This is a genomic window from Nonomuraea sp. NPDC002799 (assembly GCF_053592075.1).
The window spans coordinates 62,701-75,323 of sequence record NZ_JBSFVA010000015.1; the positions used below are offsets into that span (position 1 = coordinate 62,701).

Sequence of the window (12,623 nt, forward strand, 5' to 3'; positions counted from 1 at the left end):
CCAGCGATCACCCCTTGGGAAGTTCAGGTGCCATGCGACTGCGGCTGCGGCGGCTCTTCGTCATCGGACTAGCGCTCTCCGTTCTGGGCATCGGGCTTCCGGCCTGGTCGGAGGACGACCCCAGAAGCTGCAACGACCTCATGGCCGGCGACACCCCGGCGTACGTGGTCTGCCGCTGGATGGCCACCCCCGAGGAGGCCGCGGAGATCGCGAAGTTCTGGCTCGACAACGACGGCGAGCACATGATCGAGGCCGGCCCGCTGGACCCGATCACCATCGACTGCTCGGAAGCGGGCGCGCAGTGCCCGACCGACTCCGACTCCGAGGGCGACGGTGAGCTGCACGAGATCGGCGACCCGGACGTCGAGGGCGCCGAGGACGGCGGCACGCCTGAATGCCAGAGCGGTCAGGAGTGCTACACCGATCCCAACGGGATCAGCGCCGCCGAGAAGGCCTCCGCCAGCGAGACGCCCGCCGGGCAGGCCGCCAAGACCGTCGCCGAGTCGCCGGCGAAGATGCGGATCTGGATCGAGACGGAGCTGGCCGACGACTACAAGGCGGGCAAGCTCGCCGAGGCCGCCAAGAAGGTCGCCGCGCTGGCCGCCGCGCAGCCCGGTGTCGTGGGGATCAGGTTCACCTCGCAGCTCGGCTTCACCCGGACGTTCGCCACGGCGGACGAGATCGACGCCTTCGTGACCGAGGCCACGGCCGCGCTGCGCGCCCTGGTGCCGGGCAAGAAGCTGGCCGCGCACACGGTGGTGCCGCTGCTCGGCTGCGGCGCGAACGACGCCTGCAAGGCCGAGATGACGAAGAAGTACCCGCTGCTCGACCCCGAGCGCGTCGGCGCCTGGCTGGCCAAGGGCCAGATCGACCAGCTCTCCCTCGACAGCGGCCGCCTGGCCACCGAGTACGCCACCTGGAAGATCGACGCCGCCGAGGCCCAGCGCAACCAGTGGATCCAGGTCCGCGCCCGCGCCTGGGACGCCTACGGCCAGATCGCCGCCGAGGACGCCTCCTTCGCCGCCACCGGAACCGCCCGGCTCACCGAGGAGCAGGCCGTCAAGGCCATCACCGAGCGCGTCGCGGCTCCGCTCCAGGACGACGCCGCCGAGACGGTCACCCTGTGGAGCCGCTGGAAGAACGACCAGGGCCAGGTCAGCCGGGTGTACGGCGAGAAGTGGGCCGCCAACGTCACCTGGGACCAGCTCAAGAAGCTCAGCACCGTCCGCGCCCGCCTGGCCACCATCTACGACCCGTCCGACCCCGAGGTCGACGTCGCCACGGACCTGAAGAACCTGTCGGAGGTCTTCGGCCAGGTGTACCTGCACGCCGCCTGACGCGGAGCGATCGGCGCGCCCTGTCGCGGCGCGCCGATGGTGATCGGTCTGCCCTGGTCACCTCGCCGATAGGGTCCTGTCCCCCTGCTGGGCCGCCCGTTGCCCCGCCGCAGTCGGACATGAGAGCTTTTTTTGGCACCGGGGAGGTGCCACGGCAATCCTCTTGCATTGTCGTGACGGGTGAGGGGTTCATCCATTTCACGAAGGGGGATCCACCATGGCGGAAGACTTCACCAAGCTGCCACCGCCGCAGTCCGTCCGTCTCATCGACTTCGAGGACGTGACGATCCGGCCGGGCATCGTGCCCAAGACGTTCATCCTGGTCGTGAGCGGCACCAAGCCCTACCTCAACATGTCGGTCTCGCTGTCGCCGCTGGTCTACATCAAGCAGCCCGAATACTGGGGCATCGAAGTCATCGGCTCGCTGCCCGGCATCGGGCTGCCGGCCACGGCGCCCTACACCGTGTCGATACCGCTCGACGGCATTCTCGGCACCAAGGGGATCGAGGTCATCGGGGCGACGAACCGCAAGACGTTCGACGTTCCGTAACGCATGACGCCGGCCAGGGCGTGCTCGCCGGCCCCCGCCGTACGGCGCGCGCCCTGGCCGGCTATGTTCCGGCGCTCACCAGTTGTAGCTGACCCCGGGAAGAGTCACGCCATGCCTGGGTGCGGCGGAGTAGTCGGCCAAGAGCCGCGCCCGCCCGGTGGTGACGTCGACCGCGTAGAAGTGGTTGCCTTCCTTGCCACCGACGACGACCGTGACCTCGGAGGTTGCACTCCTGCCTCTGTCACCCCAGAGCTTTCTGGATCATGGGGTAGGAGCTCTTGAACTCGCGGATCCAGTACGGCCAGGTGTGCGTGCCGTTCCCGTACAGGTGCAGTGTGTGCCGGATGCCGAGCTGCCTGAGCCGCTTGCTCAGGGCCTTGGCGGTGTAGGCGGACAGCGGCTCGCCCAGGTGGGCCGGATGCCAGGGGGAGCCGGGCGGGTCCAGCGGGCCGTTGAAGCTGCTGGTGCCGCTGGAGATGTAGAGGCTGACGCCCTTGAGGTTCGGGGCCAGGACCAGGGGGTCGTTGGCGGCCCACACCCGCTTGTTCCGCTTCGGATGGCCCCACAGGGCCAGGGGGTCCTGCTTCTCGCTGGACTGGGCCTCCATGATGATCCCCGGGATGCCGGGCAGCTCGGTGGCCAGGATGCCGCTGTACGCGCCGGCGAAGCGGAACATCCCCGGGTAGCGGGCGGCGTACTTCATCGCGCCGTACGCGCCCATCGACAGGCCCGCGATGGCCCGGCGGGTGCCGGCACGGTAGCCGAGCTCCAGCAGGCGGCGCACCTCGTCGGTGTGGAATGTGGCCCACGCCGGTGGGCCGCCCCGGCCGGCGTTGTACCAGTCCGAGTAGTTGCCCGCGCGGCCCGCCTCCGGCATGACGACGATGGCGTCCAGATCTTGGGTGAAGTCCGCGATGTCGGTCATCCGGGTCCACGAGGTGTAGTCGTCGGCGCCACCGTGCAGCAGGTAGAGCACCGGCCACGTCCGCTTCGCGCCTTTCGACCAGCCCTGGGGGAGGAGCAGGCGGACGGGCGTCATCTTGCCGATGGACGGTGAGGAGATGAGGATGTCCAGCATGCGCGGGCTCAGGCGGCGCTCGCGCACGACGCGGGCGGTGCCGGGCAGCGCCCGCTGTCCCGGGGCGTAGCCGGTGTCCCGCGCGGGCGGCTGCGTGGACGACTGCGTGGACGACTGCGCGGACGACTGCGCGGACGACTGGGCGGGTGGCCGCGTCGGCGCGTCGTCGGGAAGGAACGACCAGTCGGGATCGGCGGCGCGGGCCGGAGCGGCGTTCGCGCCGAGGAGGAGCAGCGTGCTCGCCAGTGCCAGCAGGCGTCGCATGAGAGGGCCCTTCGCCGGTGGGTGCAGGCGAGGGTAGGCGGTACGGCGGCGGTCCGGCTATGACCGCAGGCAACGAAAGCGCGCGGTTCCTTGCGCGCGGCCGGATAAATCACGGTGGTTGTCACTCCCGTGACAATTCGCACTCGAAGAATGTTCCGTCCGGGCCTGCAACGCCTCCTTCGCCGGTGGGTATGTTGGCCGATCACCCCGGCAGCATGGGAGTGTTCCATGGACGTACCCGGCGAAAGCGAGCTCCGCGGCTTCCTCCTCGCCCGGATCGGCGAGCAGGCCGATCCGGATCGGCCGCTGGAGGAGCACGGCCTCTCGTCGCGCGAGGCGGCGGCGCTGGCGGGCGAGCTGGCCGAGCTGCTGGGCCGGGACGTGAGCCCGACGATCGTCTGGGAACACCCGACGATCAACCGCCTGGCCCGCGCGCTGACGACGCCCGACTCGCCGGAACGTCCGGCACGCACGCTGCCCGGTGCCGATTCGCCGGATCGTCCGGTCCGCGCGTTCACGGCGTCCGATCGTCCGGCACGGACGCTGCCCGCCCCCGGCGAGCCGGTGGCCGTGGTCGGGATCGGCTGCCGGTTTCCCGGCGCGCACGGGGCGTCGGCGTACTGGAAGATGCTGATCGACGGCGTGGACGCGGTCGGCGAGGTGCCCGCCGGGCGGTGGGAGGCCTTCTACGGCGACACGGTGCCGGCCGGCACGACCCGGCACGGGGGATTCCTGGACGACGTGGCCGGGTTCGACGCGGAGTTCTTCGGCATCGCGCCCGGCGAGGCGGCGGCCATGGACCCGCAACACCGGCTGCTCCTGGAGACCGCCTGGGAGGCGCTCGAACACGGCGGCATCGCGCCGCGCTCGCTGGCCGGCACCCGCACCGGAGTGTTCGCCGGCGTCTCCGGCACCGAGTACGCCCACCTGACCGGCCGGAACCTGGCCACCGTCGACGCCTGGACGGCCACGGGCGCCGCACCCAGCATCGCCGCGAACCGCCTGTCCTACCTCCTCGACCTGCGCGGCCCCTCCATGGCCGTGGACACCGCCTGCTCCTCCTCGCTGGTCGCCACCCACCTCGCCGTCTCCAGCCTGCGCACGGGCGAGTGCGACCTGGCGCTGGCCGCCGGCGTGAACCTCCTGCTCTCCCCCCTCGTCACCGTGGCCTTCGACCGTGGCGGCGGAACGGCGGCCGACGGACGGTGCAAGGCGTTCGACGCCTCGGCCGACGGGATGGTGCGGGCCGAGGGTTGCGGCGTGGTGGTCCTCAAGCGGCTGCCCGACGCGCTGCGGGACGGGGACCGGGTGCTGGCGGTGATCAGCGCCACCGCCGTGAACCAGGACGGCCGCTCCAACGGCCTGGTCGCGCCCAATCCGGAGGCGCAGGAGTCGTTGCTGCGGCAGGTGTACGACGGGCTGGGGCGCGGCCCGGACTACATCGAGGCCCACGGCACCGGCACGTACCTCGGCGATCCGATCGAGGCCCGCGCGATCGCCGCCGCGGTGCCGACGCCGGTGTTGCTGGGCTCGGCCAAGACGAACCTGGGGCACCTGGAGGCCGCCGCCGGGGTGGCCGGCCTCATCAAGACGGTCCTCGCGCTGCACCACGGCGTGATCCCGCCGAGCCTGCACTTCCGCCGGCCCAACCCGCACATCCCGTGGGACACCCTCCAGGTGGTCACCGCGCCCACCCCGTGGCCCAGGGGGGCGGCGCGGCGGGCGGGGGTGTCGGCGTTCGGCTTCGGCGGCACGAACGCCCACGTCGCCCTGGACGCACCCCCAGCCCCGGACCTCCGCCCAGCGTCGGACGTGCGCTCGATCCTGGGGAGCCGCCCCGGTCTGGTTTCGGTTTCCGGTGGCGGCCGGGCCAAGCAGGTGATCGTGCTCACCGACATCACGCCGGAGCGGGTCAGGCGGTACGCGCGGTCGCTGACCGGCCTGGCTCCCTCCGCCGATCTGGCCCACACCCTGGCCAGGCGGGCGCCGCGCGGCCGGGTGGCCGCCGCGGTGGTCGCCGGAGACATCGCGGAGCTGGCGGAGCGGTTGCGAACCATCGAACCCGTCCCGGTGACAGCGGCGGACGGCCCCGTCTGGGTCTTCGGCGGTTACCGCCCGCAGCCGCCCTCCCTGGCCCTCTACGACACCGAACCCGCCTTCAAACAGGCGATCGACGCCCTGGCCCCGCTGCTGAAAGCCGAAGCGGGCATCGACGTGCACGATCCGGCGCCCACGGGGGTCGCCACGATTCAGCCGATCATCTTCGCCGTCCAGTACGCGCTGGCCGCGTCGTGGCGGGCCTACGGGTTCGAGCCGGCTGCCGTGATCGGCCACTCCATGGGGGAGGTCGCCGCCGCCGTGGTGGCGGGCGGGATCTCGCTGCCGGACGCGGTCAAGGTCATCTGCGTGCGGGCGCGCCTTCTGGGCGGCTTGTGCGGTGGCGGGGCGATGGCGGTGGTGGCGGCCGGGGCCGAGGAGGTGCCGGACGATCTGCACGTCGCCGTCTACACCGCGCCGGGGCAGACCGTGGTCACGGGGCCGCCCGAGCGGGTGGCGGCGTTCGCGGCCGAGCTGGCGGGCAAGGGGGTGTTCGCGAGGACGCTGACGGCTGAGGGGGCGGGGCATTCGCCGCAGGTCAGGCCGTTGTTGCCGGTGATCAGGGAGGAGCTGGCGGGGATCGTCGCCGGTAAGCCTGCCATTCCGTACTATTCACCGGTTTTCGATGATCCTCGGGAGACGCCGACGTTCGAGGCCGCGTACTGGGCCGCCGGGGTGCGCCGTCCCGTACGGTTCATGCAGGCCGTGCAGGCGGCGGTCGAGGACGGCCGCACCCTCTTCACGGAGCTGAGCCCGCGCGCGCTGCTGGCCGGCGCGCTGCCGGGCCCGGTCGTCGAGGGCGACTTCCACACCCAGGTGGCGACCGTCGCCACCGCCGTCGTGCCCCGGACCACTGGCCGCGTCGTGGACGTCCCGCACTCACCCTGGCAGCACGTACGGCACTGGGCCGCCTCCCACGGCCTGCCCCCGGTATCGCTTTCGGCCGCCCTGGACGACAGACTGGTCGTACGAACGTGGACTCCCGCCCCACCACGGGAGGCGGGCCCGCGCCGCGCATGGCTCATCCTGGCCGATGAGGGGGATGCGCGAGCGGCCCGCCTCCTTTCCCTCCTCCCCGGCAGCTCCCTCGCGTCGGCCGCCGCACTCCTCCCGGAAAGGTCGCTCGTGTCGGGTGGCGCGCGGCCGGGGGCCACCGTGGTCCTTCTTCCGCCGCGCCGCCTCGACCCCGCCGGGGCCCGGCAGGTCCTGCTTCGGGTGGCGGACCTGGTTCGGCAGGGGTGCCGGGTCACGATCGCGACCGAGAGGGCGCAGGCCGTACGCGAAGGAGAGGCGCCGGATCCGGGGCCGGCCGCGCTGCGGGGCCTGGTACGGGTCCTCGCGCTGGAGCACCCCGAGGCCCACGCCACGCTCGTGGACGTCGACGACCTGCGGGACCTGGCCGCCGAGCTGTCCGGCGACCAGCCGGACGACGAGGTCGCCTGGCGAGGCGGATCCCGATACGCGGCCCGCCTGCGCCGCACGACCCTCCCGCAGGCGGCTCCGGCCTCGGCCGGCGGGCCTGGCGCGTACATCGTCACCGGCGGCTACGGCCGGCTCGGCCGGATCGTCACCCGCTGGCTGGCCGGCCACGACGCCACCCGCGTCATTCTCAACGGCCGCTCGCCCCGCCCCGCCGACGGGGTCGCGCAGGTGGTCGCGGGTGACCTGGCGGCGCCCGGCACGGCCGAGCGCCTGGTGGCGGCGGCGACCGCAGGAGGGGTACGGCTGCGCGGCGTGATCCACGCGGCCGGCGTCCTGGACGACCGCCTGATCGCCGGCCTTGACGCGGAGAGTCTCGAACGCGTCTGGGCCGCCAAGGTCACCGGGGGCCTGCGCCTCCACGAGGCCACCAAGGAGGTCGACCTGGACTGGTGGGTGGCGTTCTCGTCGGCCGCCGGGCTGCTCGGCTCCCCTGGCCAGGCCGCCTACGCCGCCGCCAACGCCTGGTTGGACGCGCTGTGCGAGCAGCGCAGGGCCGAAGGACTGCCGGGAGTCAGCATCGGGTGGGGGCCATGGGACGGGGCCGCGACCCTGCCCGCCGTGGAGCCGCTGACCGAGGCGGAGGGCGTCGAGGCCCTGGAGGCGCTGATCCGGCGGAACCTGTCGGCCGGCGTGATCAAGCTGGACCCGGCACAAGCCGTCACGATATATCCGGCCATAGCTCGCATCCCGTATTTCTCGGAAATCGCAGGCCCAGCGGGCGCGGCCGACTTGGCAGGCACGGCACGCAATGTCGAGGCCGCCCCGGGGACCGTCCGTGACCTAGGCGACCTGACGCCGGCCGCCGTCAACCGGAAGATCAGGGAACGAGCCGCCGCCGTGCTCGGCATCGAGCCGGATCGGCTGGACGACGGCAGCGTGCTGACCGACCTCGGGCTGGACTCCCTGGCGGCGACCCGGCTCCGGGGAACGATCGAGCATGACTTCGGCATCATGGTCCCCACCGCGCCACTCCTCAGAGGCGGCACGCTGGGCGCGCTGACCCACACGGTGGCCGGCTCCTTGGGCCTGTCCGACCTCCAGCCGATCGAGCCGAGGGACGCGGCGGAGCGGCAGGTGGTGCGGGTGCTGGGCGGGCTGCTCGGCCGTGCGCCGTCCGTCGCCGAGCCCATCGCCCCCGGCGTGCTCGCCACGGCCTTCGGCCTGCTCGCGCACGAGGTCGGCGGCCCGCTCCCGGCCCCCGGGCCCGTGGTGACCGTGGCCGATCTGGCCGACGCCATCAGGCGGGTGGACGAGGCGGAGGCCCAGCACGGGATCGTCCGCCCCCTGAACGCCGGCCGCACCGGCCCGCCCCTCTTCCTGGCCCACCCGGCCGGCGGCACCACAGGCGTCTACGCCCTGCTGGCGGCCCGCCTCCCCGTGCCCGTCCTGGGTCTGGAACGCCTGGACGACGCCCCGGGCATCCCCGAACGCGCCGCCCGCTACGCCCAGGCGATCAGGGAAACCGGCGCGGGGCCGTACCGGCTGGGCGGGTGGTCGTTCGGCGGGATCCTGGCGTTCGAGATCGCGCGCCGGCTGGGCGGCGACGTCGAGCTGGTGGCGATGATCGACTCGGGCCTGCCCGAGGAGGTGGACGAGGCGGAGAGACGCGAAATCCATGCCCGGAGATATGTCGATTTTTCGCGATACGTGGGCGAGACCTACGGCACGGACCTCCACCTCGGCCTGGCCGAGTTGCTGGCACTCGGCGAGCAGGACCAGCTTGACCTCACCAAGGCCAGGATGGCCGAATCAGGCGTCCTGACCAGGTTGAGCCCCGCCGTGCTCCGCCACCAGATCACCTCCCACGAGGACACCATGGCCATCGAGGGCTACCGCCCCGGCACCCCGTACCAGGGCAGGGTCGTCCTCTACCGCTCCACCGCCCCGGCCCCCTGGGCCGTCGAGGATCCCCGCTACGCCCACGACGACGACCCGGCCAGGGGCTTCGGGCCGTACGCCGAGCACCTGGAGATCGTCGAGATCCCCGGATCGCACCACCTCAACCTGCTCGACCCCCCGCACGTCGAGGTCATCGCCGAGCACCTAGAGGGACTGCTATGACATTGGCACAGGCCGTGGTGGCCGGCGCGGAGCCCGCCGAGCTGGAGCGCCTGGAGGTGCCCTCGGCCTACCGGGCCGCGCACCTGCGCAAGGAGGAGGTCGGGACGTTCGCCCAGAACGACCCCGACAAGGACGTGCGCAGGACGCTGCACGTCGGCGAGGTGCCGATGCCGGAGCTGGCCCAGGACGAGGTTCTCATCGCGGTGATGGCCAGCGCGATCAACTTCAACACGGTGTGGTCGGCGATGTTCGAGCCGATCCCGACGTTCGCGTTCCTGGAGCGGTTCGGGCGCAGCGACCGCAGGCAGGACCTGCCGACCCACGTGCTCGGCTCCGACGCCGCCGGCGTGATCGTCAGGACCGGCCGGGCGGTGCGCCGCTGGCGGGTCGGCGACCGGGTGGTCACCAGCCCCGCCTACGTCGACGGCGAGGATCCGGTGATCCAGCACGACGGCATGCTGGCCGCCGACCTGCGCGCCTGGGGCTTCGAGACGAACTTCGGCGGGCTCGCCGACTTCGCCGTGGTCAAGGCCACCCAGTTGCTCGCCAAACCCCGGCATCTGAGCTGGGAGGAGGCGGCGTGCAACATGTTGTGCGCGTCGACGGCGTACCGGATGCTGGTCGGCGAGCGCGGCGCGCGCATGAAGCAGGGCGACGTGGTGTTGTTGTGGGGCGCGACGGGCGGCCTCGGCGGGTACGGCGTGCAGCTCGTCAAGAACGGCGGCGGCATCCCCGTCGGCGTCGTCAGCTCGCCGGAGAAGGCCGAGTTGTTACGCCGGATGGGCTGCGCGCACGTCGTGAACCGGTCGCAGTTCGACGACCTGGCCGACGAGAAGGCGTGGCGGCGGCTCGGCGCCGAGGTCAGACGGCAGGTGGGGGAGGACCCGGCCATCGTGTTCGAGCACACGGGCAGGGAGACGTTCGGCGCCTCGGTGTACGTCGCCAGGCGCGGCGGCTCGGTGGTGACGTGCGGATCCTCCAGCGGGTACGACCACGCCTACGACAACCGGCACCTGTGGATGAAGCTCAAGCGCATCATCGGCTCCCACGGCGCGAACTACCAGGAATGCCACGAGGTCAACCGGCTCATCTCGCTCGGCATGGTCCACCCCACACTCTCGGCCGTGTACCCGCTGACCGAGGTGGCCGAGGCGGCGCGGGGCGTCCAGCTCAACCAGCACGTGGGCAAGGTCGGCGTGCTCGCCCTCGCGCCCGCCGAGGACCTGGGCGTCGAGGACCCCGAGCTGCGCGAACGCATCGGCGAGGACCGCCTGCGACTGTTCCGCGCGGGGTGAGGTCAGCGGGGTGAGGGCGCGGGGTGAGGGAAGCGGTCAGCGGTCGGTGAGTGCTGCCTGACGGGCGCGGAGCGCGATCTCCAGCTCGAACCGGATGTCCGGATCGGCGAGCTGGTCGCCGTACAGCTCCTCCAGCTGCCGCAGCCGGTAACGCACGGTCTGCGGATGCACGTGCAGCCGGGCGGCCACCTCGCCCGCGCCCCGCCCATGCCGCAACCACGCCAGCAGCGTCTCCGCCAGCCGGTCCTGCTGCGTCGGCCGCAGATGGGAGAGCGGCGCCAGGCGCGCCTCCGCCAGCGTGCTGACCAGCTCCTCGTCCTTGAACACCACCAGCGTCGCCATGTGCTCCTCGCACCGCAGCAGCCCGCGCGGCAACACACCGCGCCGCGACAACTCCAGCGCCTCGCTCGCCCAGCGCAGGGACGCCGCGGCGGCGGACAGCGGCACGGCGGGCCCGATGGCGGCCCGGTGGCCGCGCAGCGCGTGGTCCAGCATCTGGGCCTGGCCGGGCCCGCGCGGATCGGGCACCAGCAGGCACGGCGCGGGCCGTTCCAGCCCCATGAGCACGTCGGGGGGCAGCGCGGGGGTGCTGGGGCGGTCGTCGAGCGCCACGCAGGCGACGTTCCTGGGCAACCGCCAGCCGGCCGCCTTGGCCAGGTCGGCGATGGCCTCCGCGCCGGCGGGCGGGCGGCTGAGGAGGAGGTCGAGGAGGCGGCCGCGACGGCGTTCGATCTCTCCGGCGGCGTGCGCCCTGGCCTCCTCGAAGCCCTCGGCCGCCGCGTCGGCGAGCTGGTCGAGGTAGACGAAGATGGTCTCGCCCAGGTCGTACAGGGACTGTGGGGACAGGCCGAGCGGGTCGGCGATCTCCGTCAGGCGCCGCCAGCCGACCCGGGCGCCGAGCCGCATCGCCGTCTGGAGGGGCTCCAGGTTGCGGCCCTCGGCCGCCTCCCCCTTGCCGATCATGCGGAACGGCTCGGGGTCCCAGGTGGCGGCCGGGTTCTCGACGCGGTCGAGGAAGCCCTCGATCGCCTGCTCGACCGCCATCCTGACGACCTTGATGTACAACTCGTCCGACGGGCGGGCGTACTCGGGGATCCTGGCCTGGATCTCCTCGATCACCTCTTCCGAGACTCGGCCGATGCCCGCCCTGAGCGTTTTCACGATGTCCGCGGGTGTTCGGCTTTCGCTGCTGTCACTCTTGATGGCCATCGTCCCTCCTGCCGCCATTGTGAACCAGGCGACAGAAGTTGTGTAGCAAATGCTTGTTTCATGTCAAATCCGGATGAACAAATCTGTCCGGCGGAACGCTCACTTCCCCACGAAGGCGGCGAACTCGTCGATGTCGATCAGACCGTCGCCGTCCTTGTCGAGCTTCTGCACACCTGCCTGCGCGGCCTCCAGGGTCACGGGCTGGCCGAGCACCTCCATCAGCCGTACGAGCTCCACGGCCGAGATCCGGCCGTCCTTGTCGGCGTCGATCAGGTTGAAGGTGATCGCGTGGTCGCTCATGTGTCGCCCTTCTGCGAGATCTGATATCGCGTCAGACCTTAGTAGTGACTTGTCGTAGTGCGTCGATGAATGCCGTGACTTGTGGACTTTCACCCCCTTCCCGCCAAGCGATCGCCAACTCCCCCGGAGGCAATCCGATTACCGGCCGGTAGGTCAGGCCCGGCCGGTTGTACAGCGCGGCGTTCCCCTCGGCGACGAGCACCACACCGAGTCCGCTGGTCACGGCCTCGAACACCTCCTCCGGCGTGTTCGCGGTGACCCCGACGACGGGCTCGTCGTCGCGCGCGTCGAGCGCGAGCCAGAAGTCCCGCAGCGGGCCCGCCGCCGCGGGCAGCGCGATGAACGGCTCGTCGCGCAGCGCCGCGAACGGGACCTGCGACAGCGCGGCCAGCGGATGCCCCGACGGCATGGCCACACCCCTGCTCTCGGTGGCCAGCACGTAGGTCCGCAACCCCGGCGGCACCGGCAACCAGATGAACGCCACGTCGGAGGACCCGTCGGCCAGTCCGCCGCTGGGATCGTCCCAGCCGACCAGCCGCAGCGACACCTCCCACCCCGGCATCGCCGTACGGAAGCGGCGCAACGCCTCCTGCTGCAACCCCCTGCCCACGGCCGTCTGCATCCCGATCACCAGCGTCCCGGCCGGCGCCGCCGCCCGCACGCTCCGCAGTCCGGCGTTCCACCGTTCGAGCAGGTCACGGGCGATCGGCAGCAACGCCTCGCCCTGCCGGGTGAGCACCACCCCGCTGTGCACCCGCTCGAACAACCGGAACCCGAGCTGCCGCTCCAGCACCCTGAGCTGCTTGGACAGAGCCGGCTGCGAGACGAACAGCCGCTCGGCGGCCCGCGTCACGTTCAGCTCCTCGGCCACCGCCAGGAAATACCGCAACTCCCGCAGATGCACATCCATAACCACTGGTTATCACAACAGGTCTTGGACGCCGCCCCCG

At 72.0% G+C, this 12,623-nt stretch carries 8 protein-coding genes; 4 read left to right on the forward strand and 4 right to left on the reverse strand.

What is annotated here, in order from left to right; genetic code table 11:
- Positions 1-32: 32 nt before the first annotated feature.
- Complete coding sequence (locus tag ACWD0F_RS26160) at positions 33-1,337, forward strand: hypothetical protein (RefSeq protein ID WP_449879705.1); 1,305 nt, start codon at positions 33-35, stop codon at positions 1,335-1,337.
- Positions 1,338-1,554: 217 nt separating this feature from the next.
- A complete protein-coding gene (locus ACWD0F_RS26165) occupies positions 1,555-1,887 on the forward strand; it encodes a hypothetical protein (RefSeq protein WP_449879707.1) in 333 nt (110 codons plus the stop codon).
- A 241-nt stretch (positions 1,888-2,128) separates the two neighbouring features.
- Here the strand turns inward: ACWD0F_RS26165 and ACWD0F_RS26170 are convergent, their stop codons facing one another.
- A complete protein-coding gene (locus ACWD0F_RS26170) occupies positions 2,129-3,229 on the reverse strand; it encodes an alpha/beta hydrolase (RefSeq protein WP_449879709.1) in 1,101 nt (366 codons plus the stop codon).
- 228 nt (positions 3,230-3,457) lie between these two features.
- Between ACWD0F_RS26170 and ACWD0F_RS26175 the strand changes: the two genes are divergently transcribed.
- The gene (locus ACWD0F_RS26175) at positions 3,458-8,869 is read left to right on the forward strand and encodes a beta-ketoacyl synthase N-terminal-like domain-containing protein (RefSeq protein WP_449879711.1); all 5,412 of its coding nucleotides are present in this window, start codon (positions 3,458-3,460) and stop codon (positions 8,867-8,869) included.
- Entirely contained in the window at positions 8,866-10,164 is a 1,299-nt protein-coding gene (ccrA, locus tag ACWD0F_RS26180) for a crotonyl-CoA carboxylase/reductase (RefSeq protein WP_449879713.1), read from the forward strand. Before ACWD0F_RS26175 ends, ccrA begins: the two co-directional genes overlap by 4 nt.
- Before the next feature lie 36 nt (positions 10,165-10,200).
- Here the strand turns inward: ccrA and ACWD0F_RS26185 are convergent, their stop codons facing one another.
- The 3 genes from ACWD0F_RS26185 to ACWD0F_RS26195 all read right to left on the reverse strand — a co-directional run bounded on the left by ACWD0F_RS26185 (position 10,201) and on the right by ACWD0F_RS26195 (position 12,583).
- Entirely contained in the window at positions 10,201-11,373 is a 1,173-nt protein-coding gene (locus tag ACWD0F_RS26185) for a PucR family transcriptional regulator (protein WP_449879715.1), read from the reverse strand.
- Positions 11,374-11,472: 99 nt separating this feature from the next.
- On the reverse strand, positions 11,473-11,673 hold the full coding sequence (locus tag ACWD0F_RS26190) for an EF-hand domain-containing protein (RefSeq protein ID WP_449879717.1): 201 nt from the start codon (positions 11,671-11,673) through the stop codon (positions 11,473-11,475).
- A 31-nt stretch (positions 11,674-11,704) separates the two neighbouring features.
- Positions 11,705-12,583: a LysR family transcriptional regulator gene (locus ACWD0F_RS26195; protein ID WP_449879719.1), complete on the reverse strand. Its 879-nt coding sequence runs from the start codon at positions 12,581-12,583 to the stop codon at positions 11,705-11,707.
- Positions 12,584-12,623: the final 40 nt, after the last annotated feature.

What these genes read in the sequence shown, in the direction of transcription:
- ACWD0F_RS26160 (WP_449879705.1), top strand. Translation starts at nt 33, where the DNA reads ATGCGACTGCGGCTGCGGCGGCTCTTCGTCATCGGACTAGCGCTCTCC.
- ACWD0F_RS26165 (WP_449879707.1), top strand. Translation starts at nt 1,555, where the DNA reads ATGGCGGAAGACTTCACCAAGCTGCCACCGCCGCAGTCCGTCCGTCTC.
- ACWD0F_RS26170 (WP_449879709.1), bottom strand. Translation starts at nt 3,229, where the DNA reads ATGCGACGCCTGCTGGCACTGGCGAGCACGCTGCTCCTCCTCGGCGCG.
- ACWD0F_RS26175 (WP_449879711.1), top strand. Translation starts at nt 3,458, where the DNA reads ATGGACGTACCCGGCGAAAGCGAGCTCCGCGGCTTCCTCCTCGCCCGG.
- ccrA (WP_449879713.1), top strand. Translation starts at nt 8,866, where the DNA reads ATGACATTGGCACAGGCCGTGGTGGCCGGCGCGGAGCCCGCCGAGCTG.
- ACWD0F_RS26185 (WP_449879715.1), bottom strand. Translation starts at nt 11,373, where the DNA reads ATGGCCATCAAGAGTGACAGCAGCGAAAGCCGAACACCCGCGGACATC.
- ACWD0F_RS26190 (WP_449879717.1), bottom strand. Translation starts at nt 11,673, where the DNA reads ATGAGCGACCACGCGATCACCTTCAACCTGATCGACGCCGACAAGGAC.
- ACWD0F_RS26195 (WP_449879719.1), bottom strand. Translation starts at nt 12,583, where the DNA reads ATGGATGTGCATCTGCGGGAGTTGCGGTATTTCCTGGCGGTGGCCGAG.